Raw genomic sequence first — 19,561 nt, forward strand, 5'->3', positions numbered from 1 at the left:
AAGCAATCGAGGGCCGCGACCATGCGCGAACGACACGCCGACCACGACGCACTGGCATCGATCCTCGCGGAGGCGCTGGCGGCCCTGGCGCTGCCGCCCGAGGTCGGGGACCGGCTGACGGTCACGGGCACCGGGACCCTGCCCGCCTGCTTCCCGGTCACCGCGCTGGCGACGGCGTCGATCGCCGCCGCCGGCCTCGCCGTCTCCGAACTCCTCGGCCTGTCCGGACCCGCGCCCGCCGTCACGGTCGACCGGCACCTGGCCTCGGCGTGGTTCGGCACCTCGGTGCGGCCGCGGGGCTGGACGTTGCCGGCCGCCTGGGACCCGATCGCCGGCGACTACAGGGCGGCGGATGACTGGATCCGGCTGCACACCAACGCACCCCGTCACCGCGCCGCCGCCCTGGCGGTTCTCGGCTGTCCGGGCGAGCGGGAGGCGGTGGCGGCCGCCGTGGCCCGCTTTTCGGCCGAGGAGCTGGAAGGGGCGATCCTGCGCGCCGGCGGCTGCGCCGCGGCGATGCGCGACCCCGACGCGTGGGAGGGCCTGGACCAGGGCCGGGCGGTCCGGGCCGAGCCCCTCGTGGCGCTCGCGGAACGGCCCGTCCGGCTCCCTGCGCCGTGGCGCCCGGACCCGGCCCGTCCCCTCGCGGGGATCCGGGTCCTCGACCTGACCCGCATCCTGGCGGGACCGGTGGCCACGCGCGTCCTGGCCGGCCTCGGGGCCGAGGTCCTGCGGATAGACCCGCCCGGCTGGGACGAGCCGTCCCTGGCGCCCGACGTCACCCTGGGCAAGGTCTGCACGCGGCTCGACCTCCGGCAGGCCGCCGACCGCCGGCATTTCGAGACCCTGCTCGCCGAGGCCGACATCCTCGTGCACGGGTACCGCCCCGACGCCCTGGAGCGGCTCGGCTACGGCGCGGCGCGGCGCGGCGCGCTCAACCCGGACCTAATCGACGTCGCGCTCTGCGCCTACGGCTGGACCGGACCCTGGGCCGGACGGCGCGGCTTCGACAGCCTCGTCCAGATGGCGACGGGCATCGCGGCGGCCGGACAGCGATGGAAACAGGCCGACCGGCCGGTGCCGCTGCCCGTCCAGGCGCTCGACCACGCCACCGGCTACCTGATGGCGGCGGCGTGCGTGCGAGGCCTGATCGCCCGGCAGCGTGACGGGCACGCCGTCACCGCGCGGCTCTCCCTGGCCCGGACCGCGCGCCTGCTCACGGACCATCCCGGCAGCGCGCCGGGGCCCGCCTTCGGCGGATATCGGGACGCGGATTACGCCCCGGAGATCGAGGACACGGCGTGGGGACCTGCCCTCCGCCTGCACGCGCCCGTGCGGATCGCGGGTGCGCCGCTGCGGTGGGATCGCCCGGCCCGCGATCTCGGCGCGACGGAGGCCGCACAAGTCAGACATTTCGGCAGCGCGCGCTGGTCCGGCTCGACGGCCTCTCCGGGAAGCAGAAGTGCTATAAATTGACCAATCGCGGATATGTTTTTGCAGCCTACGCGTGGCGGAACGCTTGACACCGATCTATGTTATCTGGCAATTCGCATTCATGATCTGTAATGCGTTTTGTCGGCGTTTTGAATACTAGGTTTAGAGTATGATTCAATAGTCAGTTATCTTAAAATCGGCACGTATCGACAGAACACCGAAAATAATACCACCGTTTACGTCAAAGCGCACCCGGTTCGCCGAACCCGTCTCGCACTGAGCCAGACGATCCGACACCGAGAAGGATGACGATGAACGAGTCTGCCCCGGGCCACCCCATCCTGCGCGACGTACCGATCGGCATCGCCGCCACCGGGATGCGGCGCGAGACGGACTCGATGGGCGGGATCGACGTGCCGGCGGACCGCTACTGGGGCGCGCAGACCCAGCGCTCGCTCCAGCACTTCTCGATCGGCGACGATCGCATGCCCAAGCGGGTCTACCACGCCTACGGCTACGTCAAGAAGGCCGCCGCCCTGGTCAACGCCGCCGCCGGCCGCCTGGAGGATTGGCGCGCGGGGGCCATCGTCCAGGCCGCCGACGAGACGATCGCGGGCAAGCTCGACGCGCACTATCCGCTCTACGTCTGGCAGACCGGCTCCGGCACCCAGTCCAACATGAACGTCAACGAGGTGCTGTCGAACCGCGCGATCCAGCTCCTCGGCGGTGCGCTCGGCTCCAAGAGCCCGGTCCACCCGAACGACCACGTCAACATGGGCCAGTCGTCGAACGACACCTTCCCGACCGCGATGCACGTCGCCACGGTGCTCGAACTCGACGAGGTCCTGCTCCCCAAGGCGCGGGCGCTGGCCGACGCGATCGACGCCAAGGCCCAGGCCTGGATGGACGTGGTCAAGACCGGCCGGACCCACCTGCAGGACGCGACGCCGCTGACGGTCGGCCAGGAATGGTCGGGCTACGTGGCGCAGATGCGCGACGCGCTGGCCCTCGTCGAGGCGTCGCGCACCGGGCTGTACAAGCTGGCGGCCGGCGGCACCGCGGTCGGCACCGGCCTCAACGCGCCGGAGGGGTTCAGCGCGGAGATCGCCGCCAAGATCGCCGATCTCACCTGCAAGCCGTTCGTCACGGCGCCCAACAAGTTCGCCGCGCAGGGGTCGCTGGACGCCATGGTCGCCGCCATGGCGGCGGTGCGCGGGCTCGCGGTCGCGCTGATGAAGATCGCCAACGACATGCGCTGGCTCGCCTCGGGGCCGCGCTGCGGCCTCGGCGAGCTGCTGCTGCCGGCCAACGAGCCGGGCTCCTCGATCATGCCCGGCAAGGTCAACCCGACCCAGTGCGAGGCCCTGGTGATGGTCTGCATCCAGGTGATCGGCGAGGACAACACGGTCGCCTTCGCGGGTTCGCAGGGCAACTTCGAGCTCAACGCGATGCGCCCGATCATCATCAACAACACGCTGCACGCGATCCGCGTGCTGGGCGACGCCTGCGAGAAGTTCCGGACCTACTCGGTCGCGGGCACGGAGCTCAACCGGACGCGGATCGACGAGACGGTGAACCAGTCGCTGATGCTGGTCACGGCCCTGTCGCCGGTGATCGGCTACGACCTCGCCTCCAAGATCGCCCACCGCGCCAACGACGCGGGCACGACCCTGCGCGAGGCCGCCCTGGCCGAGGGCGTTCCGGCCGAGCGCTTCGACGCGGTGTGCGATCCCAGGACCATGATCGGCCATGGGCTGGCCGGCGCCTGAAACCCGCCGGGACCGTCCGTCCGGACCCCTCAGCTGAGCGAGACACCATGAGCACGAAGGTCGCCGATCTGTTCGTCCGTGCGCTGGCGCAGGCCGGCGTGAAGCGCATCTACGGCGTGGTCGGCGATAGCCTCAACGGCCTGACCGAGGCCCTGCGCCAGGACGGCTCGATCGCCTGGATCCACACGCGCCACGAGGAGAGCGCCGCCTTCGCGGCCGGCGCCGAGGCGCACCTGACCGGCGCGCTCGCGGTCTGCGCCGGATCCTGCGGACCGGGGAACCTGCACCTGATCAACGGCCTGTTCGACGCGCACCGCTCCCGCGTGCCGGTGCTGGCCATCGCGGCCCAGATCCCCTCGGCGGAGATCGGCCGGGGCTACTTCCAGGAGACGCACCCGCAGAACCTGTTCCAGGAATGCAGTCACTACTGCGAGCTGGTCTCCTCGCCGGCCCAGCTGCCCGGCGTGATCGAGACCGCGATGCGCGTCGCCATCGCCGAGCGCGGGGTCGCCGTGGTGGTGATCCCCGGCGATGTCGGCCTCATGGCCATGCCGGGGAACGCGCCCGAGCTCTCGACCGCATTGGTGCCGCCCCCGCCCGTGGTGCGCCCGCGCGACGCCGACCTCGACGCGCTCGCGGGGATGCTCAACGCGGCCGGGCGCGTGACCCTGTTCTGCGGCCGCGGCTGCGCCGGCGCCCACGGGGAGCTGCTGCAGCTCGCCGAGGCGCTGAAGGCGCCGGTCGTCCACGCGCTCGGCGGCAAGGAGCACGTCGAGTGGGACAATCCCTACGACGTCGGCATGACCGGCCTGATCGGTTTCTCGTCGGGCTACCGGGCGATGCTGGACTGCGACACCCTGCTGCTGCTCGGCACCGGCTTCCCCTACCGCCAGTTCTACCCGGATGACGCCAAGGTCGCGCAGGTCGACCTGCGGGCCGAGAGCCTCGGGCGCCACTGCCGGATCGATCTCGGCCTGATCGGCGACGTCGGGGAGACGATCGCGGCGCTGCTGCCGCGGCTGCAGGCGAAGACCGACCGGGCGCATCTCGACGACAGCCTCGCCCATTACCGCAAGGCTCGCGCCGGGCTCGACGCGCTGGCGGTCGGCAAGCCGGGCGGCAAGATCCACCCGCAATACGTCGCCCAGACGCTCAGCGAGGCGGCCTCCGAGGACGCGGTCTTCACCTTCGACGTCGGCACGCCGACGATCTGGGCGGCGCGCTACCTCGCCATGAACGGCAAGCGCAGGCTGATCGGCTCGCTGAACCACGGCTCGATGGCCAACGCACTGCCGCAGGCGATCGGCGCGCAGGCGGCCTATCCCGGGCGGCAGATCATCTCGTTCTCCGGCGACGGCGGCTTCGCCATGCTGATGGGCGACCTGCTGACCCTCAACCAGCACAAGCTGCCGGTGAAGATCGTGGTGCTGAACAACGGCACGCTGGGCTTCGTCGAGATGGAGATGAAGGCCGCGGGCTTCCTCGAGACCGGCGTCGAGCTGGTGAACCCGGACTTCGCCGCCATGGCGAGCGGGGCCGGCATCTTCGCCCGGCGCGTCGAGGATCCGGCCGCGCTGCCGGGCGCGATGGCCGAGATGCTCGCCCATGACGGCCCCGCACTGCTCGACGTCGTCTCGGCCCGACAGGAGCTGTCGATGCCGCCGAAGGTCGGCCTCGAGCAGGTGACGGGCTTCGGGATGTGGCTCGCCCGCGCGGTGATCGACGGGCGCGGCACCGAGATCATCGACCTCGCCAAGACCAACCTCTGGCGCTGAGGCGCCCTTCCGAAGCCGGAGCTCTGCCCGATGATCCGCTGCGTACGCATCTGGACCGGTGACGACGACAATTCCTACTTCGAGGAAGGCGTCATCGACCTGCCCCACGGCGAGCGCGGCGACATCCTCAGCGGGACGACCGACGTGGTCTCGATCTCCTTCCGGGAGACGCAGGCCGGCGGCACCTACGCGTGGCACGCGGCGCCGACCCGGCAGTTCGTCATCACCCTGCGCGGCACCCTCGACTTCCAGACGAGGGCCGGCGCGCACTTCACCATCCGCCCCGGCGACATCCTCATCGCCGAGGACACGGCCGGCTCCGGCCATTCCTGGCGCCTCGTCGACGACGAGCCCTGGTGCAGGGCCTACGTGATCCTCGCCCCCGGCGCCGAGGCCAAGCTCCCCTTCGTCCCGAACAAGACCGCCTGAGGAGGGGCCCGATGGCCGACATGAGCTACGACGACGATCCCGACGTGGTGCTGATCGGCGCCGGGATCATGAGCGCGACCTTCGGCACGATGCTGAAGGAGCTGGAGCCGTCGCTGCAAATCGCGATGTTCGAGACGCTCCACGACTGCGCGCAGGAGAGCTCGCAGGGCTGGAACAACGCCGGCACCGGCCACGCGGCCAATTGCGAGCTGAACTACACGCCCCAGCGGCCCGACGGCAGCGTCGACATCGCCAAGGCCCTGGAGGTCAACACCGAGTTCGACATCTCGCGCCAGCTCTGGGCGCATCTGGTGAAGAAGGGCGCGATCCCGGATCCCCGCGCCTTCATCCATCCCTGCCCACACATGAGCTTCGTCTGGGGGGCCGAGAACGTCGCCTTCCTCAAGGCGCGCTACGCCGCGATGTCGGCCCACCATTGCTACCACGGCATGGAGTACAGCGAGGACCCGGAGGTCATCGCCGGCTGGGCGCCGCTGATCGTCGAGGGCCGCGATCCCGGCGAGCCGATCGCCGCCACCCGGATCGTCACCGGGACGGACGTCGATTACGGCGCCCTGACGCACCTGCTGGTCGGGCAGCTCGCGGCGCAGCCCGGCTTCGCCGTCCACTACAACCGCAAGGTCGTCGCCCTCGACCGGGTCGACGACGGCCGCTGGGCCGTGACCGTCGAGGACACCTACGACGCCACGCGCCAGACCGTCACGGCCAAGTTCGTGTTCATCGGCGCGGGCGGCGGCTCGCTGCCGCTGCTGCAGGCCTCGAAGATCCCGGAGGGGCGCGGCTACGGCGGCTTCCCGGTCTCGGGGATCTGGCTGCGCTGCGACGTCGACGCGGTCAGCGCGCGCCACCACGCCAAGGTCTACGGCAAGGCGGCCTCGGGCTCGCCGCCGATGTCGGTGCCCCACCTCGACACGCGCATCATCGGCGGCAAGCGCTCGCTGCTGTTCGGGCCCTACGCGGGCTTCTCGTCGCGGTTCCTCAAGCACGGGTCGCTCACCGACCTGTTCACCGCGCTGACGCCGCACAACGTCGTGCCGCTGCTCGACGTCGCCAAGGACAACGTCGCGCTCACCGAGTACCTCGTGGGCCAGGTGCTCCAGAGCTCCGACCACCAGTTCGCGACCCTGAAGCGATTCTTTCCCAAGGCGCTGAAGCAGGACTGGACGTCGGCGGTCGCCGGCCAGCGGGTGCAGACGATCAAGCCGACCGGCAAGATGAACCCGCTGGAGGAGGGCTACCTGGAATTCGGCACCGAGCTGGTGGCTGCGGCCGACAACTCGATCTGCGCGCTGCTCGGCGCCTCGCCCGGCGCCTCGACGGCGGCCTTCATCGCGGTCGAGGTCCTCGAGAAGTGCTTCGCCGACCGGTTGACGCCGGACGCCTGGCTGCCCCGCCTCAAGGCCGTGATCCCGACCTACGGCATCGACCTCAAGCGGGACGCCGAGGCCTGCCGCCGCAGCCGGGCCGAGACGGCGCCGGTCCTGAGGATCGACAACATCTGACAGCTTCGCGAGGCGCGGTTCCCCGCGCCCCGCCGGCGGACATCTGAGGGTGCGACGCGCCCGCCCCGGGGCGGCGGACCGGCGGGATTCGGCCGGAGAGAGGAACGATGGACATCTCCGCCCTGATGCTCTCGCGCATCCAGTTCGCCTTCACGGTCTCGTTCCACATCATCTTCCCGGCCTTCACGGTCGGACTGGCGGCCTGGCTCGCCTTCCTCCAGGCGCGGGCGATGATCTCGGGCGAGCCGGTCTACGACCGCCTGTTCGACTTCTGGCTCAAGATCTTCGCGGTCGCCTTCGGGCTCGGCGTCGTCTCGGGCATCGTCATGGCGTTCCAGTTCGGGACCAACTGGAGCGAACTCGCCCGCCGCACCGGCCCGATCCAGGGTCCGCTCCTCGGCTACGAGAGCTTCACGGCCTTCGCGCTGGAAGCCTCGTTCTTCGGCGTACTGATGTTCGGCCGCGCCCGGGTGCCGCGCTGGTTCTACCTGTTCGCCTGCCTGATGGTCTGCCTCGGCACCAGCCTGTCGTCGTTCTGGATCCTCGTGAACAACTCGTGGATGCAGTACCCGACTGGGTTCGCCCTGCGCCCGGACGGCGTGTTCGTGCCGACCGACTGGGGGGCGATCATCTTCAACGGGGTCGTCTGGGTCCGCTTCCCCCACATGGTCCTGGCCGCCTACGTCACCACCAGCTTCTGCGTGGCGGCGACGGGGGCGTGGTCCATGCTGCGGGGCCGGGACCGCGCCGAGGCCCGCGCCATGGTGCGGATGGGGCTCGGCCTCGCCGCGATCCTCGTGCCGCTGCAGCTGTTCTTCGGCCACCTCACCGGCGACTACGTGGTCCGGCACCAGCCCTCGAAGATCGCCGCGATCGAGGGCCACTGGGAGAGCCAGGCGCCGGCCGGCGAGATCCTGTTCGCCTGGCCCGACGAGGCGCAGGAGAAGAACCACTTCGTCATCGCCCTGCCGGCCCCCGCCGGCAGCCTGATCGACGACGGCACCCTCACCGGCAAGGTGATCGGCATCAAGGACATCCCCAAGGCCGACCGGCCGCCGGTGCTGATCCCGTTCTTCGCCTTCCGCATCATGGTCGGCTGCGGGCTGCTGATGCTGGCGCTGGCCTGGGGCGGCATGGCCTTCTACGCCACCGGCCGACTGGAACGGGCGCGCTGGCTGCAATGGGCGATCTTCCTGTCCTTCCCGCTGGGCTTCGTCGCGACGCTGACCGGGTGGTTCACGGCCGAGGTCGGGCGCCAGCCCTGGACGGTCTACGGCCAGCTGCGCACCGCCGACGCGGCGACGCCGTTTTTGACCTCCCCGCAGGTGGCGACCTCGCTCGCCGTGTTCGGCGCGGTCTACGCGCTGATCTTCGCGGCGGGCACCGTCTACATCTACCGCATGCTCAAGGCCGGCATCCTGCCGACCCCGGCCCATGCCGGCAGTGCGGCCAACCCCAAGCGGCCGCTCGCAGTGCCGGGCAACAGTCCCGGCACCCCCAGCAGCAATCCGGCGGAGTGAGCGGCCGTGATCGAATTCTGGGCCGCCGCCCTCGCCCTCACCCTGATGCTCTACGTGCTGCTCGACGGGTTCGACCTCGGCGTCGGCATGCTGTTCGGGATCGCCCCGGACGAGACGGCGCGCCGGCACATGATGCGGGCGATCGCCCCGGTCTGGGACGGCAACGAGACCTGGCTGGTGCTCGCCGCCACGATCCTGTTCGGCGCCTTCCCGACGGTCTACGCGCTGCTGCTCTCGGCCTTCTACCTGCCGCTCCTCCTGATGCTCGCCGCCCTGATCCTGCGCGGCGTCGCCTTCGAGTTCCGCTACAAGTCCCGGCGGCTGCGGCGGGTCTGGGACGCGGGCTTCGTCGGCGGCTCCTACTGTGCGGCCTTCGTGCAGGGCGTGACGGTCGGGGCGCTGGTGCAGGAACTGCCGGTGCGCGACGGGCTCTACGCCGGCGGGGCGTTCACGTGGCTCACGCCGTTCTCGCTGCTCTGCGGGCTCGGCCTGTGCCTCGGCTACGCGCTGCTCGGCGCCGCGTGGCTGTGCGGCAAGACCGAGTCCGACGTGCGCGACCTCGGCTTCCGGCTGCTGCCGCGGCTCCTGTTCGGGGTGCTGGTCTTCCTCGGCGCGGCCTTCGCGTACGCGCTGGCGATGAACCTGCGGGTGCTCCACCGCTGGCTCGAGCGGCCCGAGATGCTGGTCCTGCCCCTCGTGGGGGCCGCGGCCTGCGCGGGCCTCCTCTACGCGGTGCGGCGCCGGAACGACGCCCTGCCCTTCCCGCTGGTGGCGCTGATCTTCGCCGCCGCCTTCGCCACGCTCGCGGCCTCGTTCCTGCCCTACATGGTGCCGTTCAGCGTGACGGTGACCGAGGCGGCGGCGCCGGAGGCGAGCCTGTCCTTCCTGTTCTGGGGCGCCGGGATCGTGGTCCTGCCGATCACCCTGATCTACACCCTGGTGGTCTACCGGGTGTTCAAGGGGAAGGTCGACGTCGCCGAGCACTATGAGTGAGCCCGCGACCGGCCTCCCGGCCCCGCCCCGGCCGCTGAGGCCGCGCCGTGGCCGGTGAGGTCGCGCTCGACGACGACGCGCCGGGGCTCCTCCGGCGCGCCGCCGCGTGGTGGCCGCGCGAGGCCGCCGAGGCCGTGCGCATCGCCCTCACCGCGATCGCGGCGATCTGGCTCGCCATGTGGCTCGAGTTGGCGCTGCCGCACTGGGCCGGCTGGACGGTCATCTCGNCGGACGCCTACCTCAACAGCCCGTTCCACACGGTCCACGAGACCGGCGAGTGGCTGATCCTCGACCTGTCGAAGACCCCGGACGACGCCTACGCGATCGTCCCGGACCTGAAGGCCGGCGGTTACACCCACTACGTGGTGGCGCCCCTGTTCTTCACGAACGGCACGCAGAACGGCATCACCTTCGCCACGCGGGCCCCCGAGGGGTTCCGGGACGACGACATCCTCCGGCGCGCCGCCGCGTGGTGGCCGCGCGAGGCCGCCGAGGCCGTGCGCATCGCCCTCACCGCGATCGCGGCGATCTGGCTCGCCATGTGGCTCGAGTTGGCGCTGCCGCACTGGGCCGGCTGGACGGTCATCTCGGTCACGCTCGCCACCCGCGCGGCCTCCCTGCGCAAGAGCCTGTGGCGGGCCGGCAGCACGCTGGTGGGCGTCACGGTCGCGATGGTGCTGGTGGCCAATTTCGCCCAGGCGACCCTGGCCTTCGACCTCGCGCTGGCCCTCTGGATGGGCCTGCTCACCGCGGCCTCCAGCGTCGAGAGCGGCCAGCGCGCCTACGGCTTCGCCTCGATGGGCTTCACCGTGCCGATCATCGCGCTGGCCGACGTGCAGAACCCGGAGGCCGTGTTCCAGATCGGCGTCGACCGCTGCTCGACGATCCTGCTGGGGATCGGCTGCGCCTACGCGTCGAACGTGTTCGTGGCGCCGGGCGTCCCCGCCGTCAGCCGCGTGCTGGCGGGACGGCTCGAGGCGGCCGCCGAGGCCTGCGACGCCTGGATGGCCGCCCTGCGGCGGGGCGAGCGGCCCGGCCCGATGCCGATCGCCGCCGTCATGACCCTGGGCGAGGAGGTCACCGACACGTTCACCGAGCAGCCCTCCCTCCGCTCCGGCGGCCGCGGCATCCGCAACGCCGCCCCCCGGCTGCGGCGGGTGCTCGCCGCGGGCCTGCTGCGGGCGCTGCTGCCGGACAGGCCGGGCTCGCCCGAAGGCAATCCCGCTCGGATCAGGCGAGGTCCGCCACGATCGCCCGCGCCACCGCGCGGGGGTCGGCGGCGCCGGTGATCGGGCGTCCGACCACCACGTGGTCGATCCCGGCCCGGCGGGAGACGGACGACCGGGAGGGCCGCCGCGTCGGCCGGGCGGTCTGGGCGCGGCTCGCCGCGTCCCGTCCGGCGGGGCCGGAGACGGCGCCGGATCCCTTGCGCGATCTCGCCGACCGGGCGACCCTGCCGCTCCAGGCGGAGCGCATCGGGGCGCTGGCCGCCCTCGTGTCGGATCTCGACCGCGCGGGCTGGCCGAACCTCGATCCGGGAGGGCGGGCGTGATCGGCGTGGTCGGGTTGCGGGCGGTCGACGTGCTGGGGCTCTACATCGAGCCCGCGGTGATCTGCCTGCTCGCCGCCCTGGTGATCACCTGGGGCCTGCGCTGGATCCTGGACCGGATCGGCATCAACCACCTCGTCTGGAACCGCGCCCTGTTCGACTTCAGCCTCCTGACCGCCGTGACGGCGCTGCTGATCCTGTCCCTGCGCGTCCAGGGCCCGTGAGATGGCCCCGAACCCGCGACCGTCGCTGCGCGACTGGCAGCCGCCGCCCGCCTACAACGTCGCCGCCACCCTGCTGGCGCTGGCGGCGGCCGTGGGCCTCGCCTATCTCGCCTTCCTCTACTACGCCTACACGCCCTGGACCCGGGACGGGCGCGTGCGCGTCTACACCGTGCAGGTGGCCCCCGAGGTCTCCGGGACGGTGGTGGCGGTCCGGGTCCGCGACAACCAGTTCGTCCGCAAGGGCGACGTGCTGTTCACGATCGACCCCGGCACGTTCAGGAACGCCGTGACCCAAGCCGAGGGCGCCCTCGCCAGCGCCCGGGCGCGAGCCGGGTACCTCGCGGGGATCGCGCAGCGCACCGCCGATCTCGACGACCTCGCCACCACGCCGCAGCAGAAGCAGACGACCAGCGGTCAGGCGCAGGCCGCCCAGGCCGACGTGGTCCAGGCGGAGGGCGCGCTGGCGCAGGCGCGGCTCAACCTGGAGCGCACGACCCTGCGGGCGACCGTGAACGGCTGGGTCACCAACCTGCTGTTGCAGGAAGGCGGGTTCGCCGCCACGGGGCAGCCGGCGCTGACGCTGGTCAACGGCGACAGCTTCTGGATCGAGGGCTATTTCGAGGAGACGCAGCTCCCGCGCATCGGCGCGGGCGACGCCGCGCGCGTGTCGCTGATGGCGTGGCCGGACCGTCCGATCCGAGGGCGCGTCACCGGCCTCGGCCGCGGGATCAGCGTCGCCGACGCCGCCCCGGGCGTCCAGGGGCTGCCGACGGTCAACCCGATCTTCACCTGGGTCCGGCTGGCGCAGCGGGTGCCGATCCGGATCGACCTCGACGACGTGCCCTGCCCGATCGTGCTGGCGGCCGGGATGTGGGGTGCCGGCCGGTCACGAAAAGGGACGATCCGGCGAGCCGGAATCATCCCCGGCACCGCGCGAAAACCTTGCGCCCACCTTCGCGCCTGGGTCGTAGACGGCCCGAACGGGAACGGTTGCTTAACCTGAATCCGTCTTCATTGGCGCATCAAGTTGCGTCAGGCAAACGGGTGCGTCGACGCCTGCCGGGCGCGCTCCGGCTGGCCGAGCCCGACATGGGCCACGGCGAGCGCCCGCAGGGCGACGGCCAAGCGCCGGTTCTGCGCCAGCGCCCGCNGCCAGCGCTGCGTCGGGACGCCGGTCGTCGAGTCGCGGCGCTGACCGATCGCGCCGTGCCGGCCGGGAGAACCGGGGCGGCTCGCCGCGTTAGACCGGCAGGCGCGCCGACGCGCGGCGGCCGCGATCGCGACGAGGATCCGATGGACTACAGGCAGTTCGGACGCTCAGGCCTCACCGTACCGGTGCTCAGCTTCGGCACCGGCACCTTCGGCGGCACGAACGAATTCTTCCAGCGCTGGGGGCAGACGGACGTCGCCGAGGCGACCCGCATGGTCGATCTCTGCCTCGAGTCCGGCGTCAACTTCTTCGACACGGCCGACATCTACTCGGGCGGCGCCTCGGAGGAGATCCTGGGGCAGGCCCTCAAGGGCAAGCGCGACCGGGCGCTGATCTCCACCAAGGCGACCTTCCGGTTCAACGACGAGCTGAACCAGGTCGGCTCCTCGCGCTACCACCTGGTCCGCGCCTGCGAGGCCAGTCTGAGGCGGCTCGGCACCGACCATATCGACGTCTACTTCATGCACGGCTTCGACGCGCTCACCCCCGTGGACGAGACGCTGCGGGCGCTGGACGACCTCACCCGCGCGGGCAAGATCGGCTATATCGGCGCGTCTAACTTCTCGGGCTGGCAGCTCATGAAGGCGCTCGCGACCTCCGAGCGCCACGGGCTCGCCCGCTACGTCGCCTACCAGGGCTACTACTCCCTGATCGGCCGCCACTACGAGTGGGAGCTGATGCCGCTCGGCCTCGACCAGGGCGTCGGTCTGATGGTCTGGAGCCCGCTGGGCTGGGGCCGCCTCACTGGCAAGATCCGCCGCGGACAGGCCAACCAGAGCGGCCGCATCGCCGCCGGCGGTGCCGAGGGCGGGCCGCCGGTCTCCGACGACTACCTGTTCGGCGTGGTCGACGCCCTCGATGCCGTGGCGGCCGAGACGGGCAAGACGGTGGCGCAGGTCGCGCTCAACTGGCTGCTGACCCGACCGACCGTGTGCAACATCGTGGTCGGCGCCCGCAACGAGGAGCAGCTGAAGCAGAATCTCGGCGCCCTCGGCTGGACACTGACGGCCGAGCAGGTCGCCCGCCTCGACGCGGCGAGCCAGGAGACGCCGATCTACCCGTACTGGCACCAGCGCGGCTTCGACGAGCGCAACCCCAAGCCGACCCCCTGGTAGGCCGTCGCCCCGGCCGGGACGATCGGGCGATTTTTCGGAAACGATGCGTTTCGATCGTTTCTGTTCCAACCCGGTCGCTCCCGGTCCAGGATGCCTGCGGACGGGGGACCGCCCCCCCGCGCGAAGGAGCAAGGCGATGAGCTGGCACAGTGCCGAGGACCCGATCCCGGGCGACCATTTCAGCTGCGACGCGATCCAGACCCTGATCGTGCCCCGCTCGCGCGATCTCGGCTCCTTCGCGGTGCGCCGGGCGCTGCCCTCCACCGAGTGCCGGATGGTCGGGCCGTTCATCTTCTTCGACCAGATGGGCCCCTCGGAGTTCCTGCTCGGGCAGGGCATGGACGTGCGGCCGCACCCGCATATCGGCCTCTCCACCGTCACCTACCTGTTCGACGGCGAGATCATGCACCGCGACAGCCTCGGCACGGAGATGCCGATCCGGCCGGGCGAGCTGAACTGGATGACCGCCGGCCGCGGCATCACCCACTCGGAGCGCACCGCCCCGACGCTGCGTCAGACCGGCTCCCGCCTGTTCGGCATCCAGAGCTGGGTCGCGCTGACGGACCGGGACGAGGAGAACGCCCCCGCCTTCGAGCACTACGACGCCGCCGCGCTGCCGGTCCTCACCGGCGAGGGGAAGACCGTCCGGCTGATCGCCGGCGAGGCCTTCGGGGCGCGCTCGCCGGTCCGGACATCGAGCCCGATGGTCTACGCCGACGTGGCGCTCGAGGCCGGCGCCGTGCTGCCCCTCGATCCGACCTACGACGAGCGGGCGCTCTACACGGTCGCGGGCGCCATCGAGATCGCCGGCGACGGGTTCGGCCCCGGCCAGCTGCTGGTGTTCCGGCCCGGCGACCGCATCAGCGTGCGCGCCACGGAATCGGCCCGGTTCATGGTGCTGGGCGGCGAGCCGATGGACGGCCCACGCCACCTGTGGTGGAACTTCGTCTCGTCCCGGCCCGAGCGGATCGCGCAGGCCAAGGAGGATTGGCGGCAGGGCCGGTTCGACACCGTGCCGAACGACGCCGAGTTCATCCCGCTGCCGGAAGACCCGCAGCCCGTCCGCTATCCCTGAGGCGTCGCGCGGGTATCGCCGCGGCAACGCAACCCTAGCGCGAACATTAAGGAGTTGTTAACCATTTTCCGTCGGTGTGAGGCGGACGCCGATGCCTCACCGGAGGCTTGCGCTGCACCCTGTCGGCAGGACGCGTGATGGAACAGACGAAGCACTCCAAGGCCGAGGCGCTGGACCAGATCGATGTCGTCGCGCGCGACGCCCGCGAGCCGACGACCCGGATCCGCACCGGCAACCTCGTCCTGCTCGCCGCGGACGAGCGCGTCTCGGCGCAGGGGCGCAACCAGGCCCCGTCGCCGGTCGAGCGGTGGCCCGACCTGCTGGAGCGGGTGCAGGGCGCGGCGCGCTACATCCGGGACGTCGAGGACCGGGCGCAGGAGCAGGAGACGCATGTCCAGGAGCTGCTGCGGCAGGTGCGCGCCGACATGGACGCGGCCCGCGCCCAGGTGCTGGCGGCCGAGCGGGAAACCCACGAGGTCCACGCGCAGGCGATCAAGCTGATCCAGGCCGCCGAGGACCGGGCCGCGGCCGCCGAGGAGCGGGCCGCGGCGGCGGAGCAGATGCTCCAGCGCATCGCCGAGACGATCGACGCGGAGTTCGTGATGCAGCCGGGCGGCCAGGCGCCCGGACAGGCGGACAGCACCCAGGACGCCCGCAACCGGGCCTGCGCGACGCGGGCGGCCTCGTGACCGGCGCGGGTCAGGCGGAGTCGCCACGGCGATGAACGCGGCGTTCTGGGCCCAGCTCGACGCCCGCATCGCTCGCGCGCGCGGAGAACCCGCGGAGCCCGCCTCGGCACGCGCCGGCGACCTCCGGACGACCGATGCGCCGCCCACGGCGGAGGCTCGCGAAGCGCTTCGCGAACCCGACCCGGATCGCCCGGCGCGGCCGGTGGCGGACTGGAGCCAGATCCTCGACACACTGTCGGCCGCGAGCGCCGCGGCCCAGGCGCAGGATCAGCGCCTGCGCCAGCAATCGACCACCTGCGAGACGCTGGCCGCGGATCTGGAGGCCGCCCAGCGGGAGATCCAGGCCCTGCGGGCGCTCCTGGAGGAGACGCGGGCGCAGGCGGCGCGGCAGGTCCACGATCGCGAGACCGAGGCCGACCGCCGCGTCCGGGACGCTGAGGCGCGCGCCGAGGCCGCGACCCTGCGGGCGTCGGCGGCCGAGGACTGGCTGAAGCGGATCGAGCAGGCCAGCCGGGACCACGGCACGCGGCCGCCTGAGGCCGGGACCGCCAGCCGCGCGGAGGCCGGTCGGATCAGGCGGCGCGCTCGCTCGGCACGCCGAGGCCGATCGAGCGCGCCAGCACCGACCGCCGCTCGGCGTATTCCTTGGCGACCATCGGGTAGTCCGCCGGGAGGCAGTAGCGCTCGCGATAGCTCTGCGGGTGCAGGCCGTGGGCGGTGAGGTGGCGCTTGAGCGTCTTGTAGCGGCGCCCGTCGATGAAGCTCACGATGCCGTCGGGCCGGATCGAGTTGCGGATCTGCGCAGCGGTGGGCCGGTCGCGCGGCGCGTCCAGATCCGCCGCCTCGATCGACGCCGTCCCGCGGCCGGCCAGCGCGGTGAGCGCGTCGTGACACTGCGCGATCAGGGACGGGAGATCGGCGGTGGAAACCCGATTGTTCGATACGTAGGCAGCGACGAGCCCCGCCGTCAGCACGATATTGGTTTGAGGGCTGACAAGGGTCGAATCGGACACGTTTTAGGCTCCCGGAAAGGTCAAGAACCTTCATAAGTCGGCCCGCGCCGTTGCGCTTGCCTGAGAGCGTGCTACCGTTTTCCCAAGCGCGCGCGGCGAAGTATGAATACAAGAAGTTGTGATGAGGACTTTGTTCTCGACGGCGGATTTCAAGCCGAAAGACAGTTTCCGCCTCTGGCGAGAAACGATCTTCGAGCGGATCGTGCCGGTCGAACTCACGCCTGCCGGGGCGCGCAGTTTCACCGGCACCCTGGAGGCCGCCGAGGTCGGGCCGCTGCTGATCACGCGCGTGACGCAGAGCGCCGTCACCACCGTCGCGACCCCGGACACGATACGCCGGCACGGCAAGCACGAGACCCTCAACGTCGCGATCACGCTCAGGGGCCGCGTGTACAGCGCGCAGGACGACCGCACCGCGATTCAGAATCCCGGCGACATCGTCGTGATGGACCGGCGGCCGGCGACGATGGCCTCCGAGGTCGACACGCAGACGCTGTTCGTCGAGGTGCCGCGCGAATCCCTGGAGCGCGCCCTCGGCTCGACGCGCCGGTTCACGTCCCTCACGATCGGTGCGGATCAGGTCGGCACGTCGATGGTCACGACCTTCTTCCAGGAGCTGGTCCGCAATGCCGGGCGGCTGACCCCCGACATGTCGAACCGCATGGCGTCGGTCGGCGTCGATCTCATCGTCGCGAGCATCGCGGAGCGCCTCGCGCACGAGCCCCCCAAGAACATCCAGGGGGTCGTGATCTTCCAGCGCGCCCTGGCCCATATCGAGGCCCATCTCGGCGACCTGAACCTGGATCCCGCCCGACTCGCGGCGGCCGTCGGCGTGTCGCTGCGCCACCTCCAGGCCCTGTTCCGCGAGCAGGATCGCAACATCGCGGACTGGATCTGGCGGCGGCGCCTGGAAATCGCCGCGCAGCGCCTCGGCGATCCCGGCTTCGCCCATCTGGCCGTCGGTGAGCTGGCCTATAGCTGCGGATTCTGCACCCAGAGCCATTTCAGCCGACGTTTCAAGGACAGCTACGGGATCTCGCCGAGCGAGTACCGGTGGCGCAATCGGGGCGTGCCCGACCTCGTCGGCTGACGACCCGCTACTGCAGGACGGCACCCGCGGTGTTCGCGCGGATCCATCCCGGAGCGAGGATGTCGCCGCCCTCGGTGATGATCCAGGGATTGGCATCCTCGGCGTCGATCGCCGCGACCGCGGCGGCGAGGGCCGCCCGCAGCGTGGGGAAGCTGTGTGACACGGCCACCCGGGCGGGCGCGTAGCCCGGCCAGAGGGTCAGCTCGGCGGGTCGGTCGAGATCGGTCGGGAGCATGGGTCGTGCGGGGCTGGAGGGGCACGCCGCCTGGGCCGCGGGCGTGCGGGGAAGCGGATGGAGGACGGGCGCGCGGTCAGGCGGCTCTCGGCTTGGGCCGGGGCACGCGCACCTCGACCATCTGCCCGGTCGTCGGATTCAGGATCAGCATGTCAGCACGTCTCCGGTGAAACTGCCCGTAGAACGCCCGCCGATCGCGCCCGGATCGGGGCGGTCGGCGCAATTGTCCGGTTTGGGTAAACCAACCGTTCACCGTGGCGGCACGCCGTTCATCCGCCCCATCTCGGCGTCAGAATACAACCGAGCGTCGTGAAGGCGGAGGGCCGCGCGCGTACCGTTTTAGGCGTAGGATCCGGCGGAGCGGTGCCGATCAGGTGCCGGGGGCGGGCCCCGCACCGATCCGACGGGCGTCAACGAGACGGCCGTCCCGCGGGCAGACAAAAGCCCGCCACGGTGGGACCGGGCGGGCGGAGTGGCGGCATAGGGTCGGGAGGTTCGCCGTGACGGCGAATTGCCATCCCGCCCATGACGGCCACGTGACGGCCGCGTGACCGTCGCGCGACGCTCGGTCGATCGGTCAGACCCGTTCCGGCTCCGCCAGCAGGATGGCCGCGCGGATGGCGGCTCGGCGCAGCCCGGCATCGGCCCAGGGCTGATCGATCAGCGTCCGGGCGAAGGGATGCGAGGCCACCGCCGCCGCGGGATCGATGCGGAAGCCGTCGCCGAACGCCACCGAGCCGGGCGTTGGATCGGCCAGATAGGCGTCGACGACGGCCGAGACGTCGTCATCGACGATATCCAGGGTCGTGAACAGGTCGAGAGTCATCGGGCGCTTCGCCATGGCGGCGATATAGCCGCGCCACCGCGACAGGATCACGACTCCCGCACCGTCTCCGCGCCGCGATCAGTACGCGGCCGGCACGACCATCGCGGCGGGGACCGGGCCGCGCACGTAGTCGGCGTGCCGCAGGCGCTCGGGCAGATGGACCGGCGGGTGCGCCACGCTGCCGTAGGGGATCTGGCCGAGCAGGTGGCTGATGCAGTTCAGCCGGGCCCGCCGCTTGTCCACGGCCTCGACCACCCACCAGGGCGCCTCGGGGATATGCGTCCGGGCCAGCATGTCCTCCTTCGCCCGGGTGTAGTCCTCCCAGCGTCGACGCGACTCGACATCCATGGGCGACAGCTTCCACTGCTTCAGCGGATCGTGGATCCGCATCTGGAAGCGGAATTCCTGCTCGGCATCGGTGATCGAGAACCAGTATTTGACCAGGACGATGCCGGAGCGCACGAGCATGCGCTCGAACTCGGGGACCGACCGGAAGAACTCCTCGACCTCCGCCTCGGTGCAGAAGCCCATGACCCGCTCGACGCCGGCGCGGTTGTACCAGGAGCGGTCGAACAGCACGATCTCGCCGCCGGCGGGCAGATGGGAGACGTAGCGCTGGAAATACCATTGCGTCCGCTCGCGCTCGCTCGGGGCGGGCAAGGCGGCCACGCGGCAGACGCGGGGATTGAGGCGCTGGGTGATCCGCTTGATCACGCCGCCCTTGCCGGCCGAGTCGCGGCCCTCGAACAGCACGACGACGCGCAGCTTCCGATCCTGCACCCAGTCCTGGAGGCGGACCAGCTCGTGCTGCAGCCGGAGCAGTTCGCGGAAGTAGACGCTGCGATCGAGCCGATCGGGCGGCGCGCCGCCGAACTCGGCCGCGCACCGGTCGAGGCGCTCCTCCTCGAGCCCGAGTTCCAGCTCCTCGTCGTAGCTGTCGGCGAGGTCGCGCCGGATCGCCTCCAGGGTGTGATCCAGGGTGGCATCCAGGGCAGAGCTGTCGTCGGGCCGCATCGCCGGTTCTCCTGCGCGTCGCGGGGCCGAGCTAGAGCAGTGTTCCGTGACACGCCTGAGAAAGCGCCGCGCCGTCGG

At 71.3% G+C, this 19,561-nt stretch carries 19 protein-coding genes; 15 read left to right on the forward strand and 4 right to left on the reverse strand.

Going from position 1 to position 19,561, the window contains the following annotated elements:
• Positions 1-21: 21 nt before the first annotated feature.
• The 14 genes from MMR14E_RS20040 to MMR14E_RS20105 all read left to right on the forward strand — a co-directional run bounded on the left by MMR14E_RS20040 (position 22) and on the right by MMR14E_RS20105 (position 15,305).
• The gene (locus tag MMR14E_RS20040; protein ID WP_331316718.1) at positions 22-1,476 is read left to right on the forward strand and encodes a CoA transferase; all 1,455 of its coding nucleotides are present in this window, start codon (positions 22-24) and stop codon (positions 1,474-1,476) included.
• Positions 1,477-1,745: 269 nt separating this feature from the next.
• Complete coding sequence (gene fumC / locus MMR14E_RS20045) at positions 1,746-3,203, forward strand: class II fumarate hydratase (RefSeq protein ID WP_419539374.1); 1,458 nt, start codon at positions 1,746-1,748, stop codon at positions 3,201-3,203.
• Between the two features lie 47 nt (positions 3,204-3,250).
• The gene (gene poxB / locus MMR14E_RS20050; protein WP_331316722.1) at positions 3,251-4,978 is read left to right on the forward strand and encodes a ubiquinone-dependent pyruvate dehydrogenase; all 1,728 of its coding nucleotides are present in this window, start codon (positions 3,251-3,253) and stop codon (positions 4,976-4,978) included.
• A 30-nt stretch (positions 4,979-5,008) separates the two neighbouring features.
• A complete protein-coding gene (locus MMR14E_RS20055; protein WP_331316724.1) occupies positions 5,009-5,407 on the forward strand; it encodes a hypothetical protein in 399 nt (132 codons plus the stop codon).
• A gap of 11 nt (positions 5,408-5,418) precedes the next feature.
• Positions 5,419-6,930, forward strand: coding sequence for a malate dehydrogenase (quinone) (gene mqo, locus MMR14E_RS20060; protein WP_331316726.1), 1,512 nt, complete (start codon positions 5,419-5,421; stop codon positions 6,928-6,930).
• A 107-nt stretch (positions 6,931-7,037) separates the two neighbouring features.
• Entirely contained in the window at positions 7,038-8,450 is a 1,413-nt protein-coding gene (locus MMR14E_RS20065) for a cytochrome ubiquinol oxidase subunit I (RefSeq protein ID WP_331316728.1), read from the forward strand.
• Positions 8,451-8,456: 6 nt separating this feature from the next.
• A complete protein-coding gene (gene cydB / locus MMR14E_RS20070; protein ID WP_331316730.1) occupies positions 8,457-9,443 on the forward strand; it encodes a cytochrome d ubiquinol oxidase subunit II in 987 nt (328 codons plus the stop codon).
• Positions 9,444-9,490: 47 nt separating this feature from the next.
• The gene (locus MMR14E_RS20075; RefSeq protein ID WP_331316731.1) at positions 9,491-10,732 is read left to right on the forward strand and encodes an FUSC family protein; all 1,242 of its coding nucleotides are present in this window, start codon (positions 9,491-9,493) and stop codon (positions 10,730-10,732) included.
• Positions 10,729-10,995 carry a hypothetical protein gene (locus tag MMR14E_RS20080; protein ID WP_331316732.1) on the forward strand — a complete coding sequence of 89 codons (267 nt, stop codon included), beginning with the start codon at positions 10,729-10,731 and terminating at the stop codon, positions 10,993-10,995. Before MMR14E_RS20075 ends, MMR14E_RS20080 begins: the two co-directional genes overlap by 4 nt.
• A complete protein-coding gene (locus MMR14E_RS20085; protein WP_331316733.1) occupies positions 10,992-11,216 on the forward strand; it encodes a DUF1656 domain-containing protein in 225 nt (74 codons plus the stop codon). Before MMR14E_RS20080 ends, MMR14E_RS20085 begins: the two co-directional genes overlap by 4 nt.
• 1 nt (position 11,217) lies before the next feature.
• Positions 11,218-12,219: an HlyD family secretion protein gene (locus MMR14E_RS20090; protein ID WP_331316734.1), complete on the forward strand. Its 1,002-nt coding sequence runs from the start codon at positions 11,218-11,220 to the stop codon at positions 12,217-12,219.
• Positions 12,220-12,509: 290 nt separating this feature from the next.
• Positions 12,510-13,541 (forward strand): aldo/keto reductase, encoded by a 1,032-nt coding sequence (locus MMR14E_RS20095; RefSeq protein ID WP_331316736.1) that lies wholly within the window; start codon positions 12,510-12,512, stop codon positions 13,539-13,541.
• 136 nt (positions 13,542-13,677) lie between these two features.
• Positions 13,678-14,616 carry a pirin family protein gene (locus tag MMR14E_RS20100; RefSeq protein WP_331316738.1) on the forward strand — a complete coding sequence of 313 codons (939 nt, stop codon included), beginning with the start codon at positions 13,678-13,680 and terminating at the stop codon, positions 14,614-14,616.
• 137 nt (positions 14,617-14,753) lie between these two features.
• Entirely contained in the window at positions 14,754-15,305 is a 552-nt protein-coding gene (locus MMR14E_RS20105; protein ID WP_331316739.1) for a hypothetical protein, read from the forward strand.
• Positions 15,306-15,877: 572 nt separating this feature from the next.
• Here MMR14E_RS20105 and MMR14E_RS20110 read toward each other — a convergent pair.
• Positions 15,878-16,318 (reverse strand): MucR family transcriptional regulator, encoded by a 441-nt coding sequence (locus MMR14E_RS20110; RefSeq protein ID WP_331316741.1) that lies wholly within the window; start codon positions 16,316-16,318, stop codon positions 15,878-15,880.
• A 121-nt stretch (positions 16,319-16,439) separates the two neighbouring features.
• On the opposite strand from MMR14E_RS20110, the gene MMR14E_RS20115 reads away from it, so the two are divergent.
• Positions 16,440-17,408, forward strand: a complete 969-nt coding sequence (locus tag MMR14E_RS20115) for a helix-turn-helix domain-containing protein (protein ID WP_331316743.1) — start codon at positions 16,440-16,442, stop codon at positions 17,406-17,408.
• Positions 17,409-17,415: 7 nt separating this feature from the next.
• Here MMR14E_RS20115 and MMR14E_RS20120 read toward each other — a convergent pair whose 3' ends face one another.
• The 3 genes from MMR14E_RS20120 to ppk2 all read right to left on the reverse strand — a co-directional run bounded on the left by MMR14E_RS20120 (position 17,416) and on the right by ppk2 (position 19,483).
• Positions 17,416-17,643, reverse strand: coding sequence for a hypothetical protein (locus MMR14E_RS20120; RefSeq protein ID WP_020091033.1), 228 nt, complete (start codon positions 17,641-17,643; stop codon positions 17,416-17,418).
• Positions 17,644-18,220: 577 nt separating this feature from the next.
• Complete coding sequence (locus tag MMR14E_RS20125) at positions 18,221-18,520, reverse strand: hypothetical protein (RefSeq protein WP_331316745.1); 300 nt, start codon at positions 18,518-18,520, stop codon at positions 18,221-18,223.
• Between the two features lie 27 nt (positions 18,521-18,547).
• Entirely contained in the window at positions 18,548-19,483 is a 936-nt protein-coding gene (gene ppk2 / locus MMR14E_RS20130) for a polyphosphate kinase 2 (RefSeq protein ID WP_331316746.1), read from the reverse strand.
• Positions 19,484-19,561 lie beyond the last annotated feature (78 nt).

The sequence above is a fragment of the Methylobacterium mesophilicum genome (assembly GCF_036441335.1).
GTDB lineage: Bacteria > Pseudomonadota > Alphaproteobacteria > Rhizobiales > Beijerinckiaceae > Methylobacterium > Methylobacterium mesophilicum_B.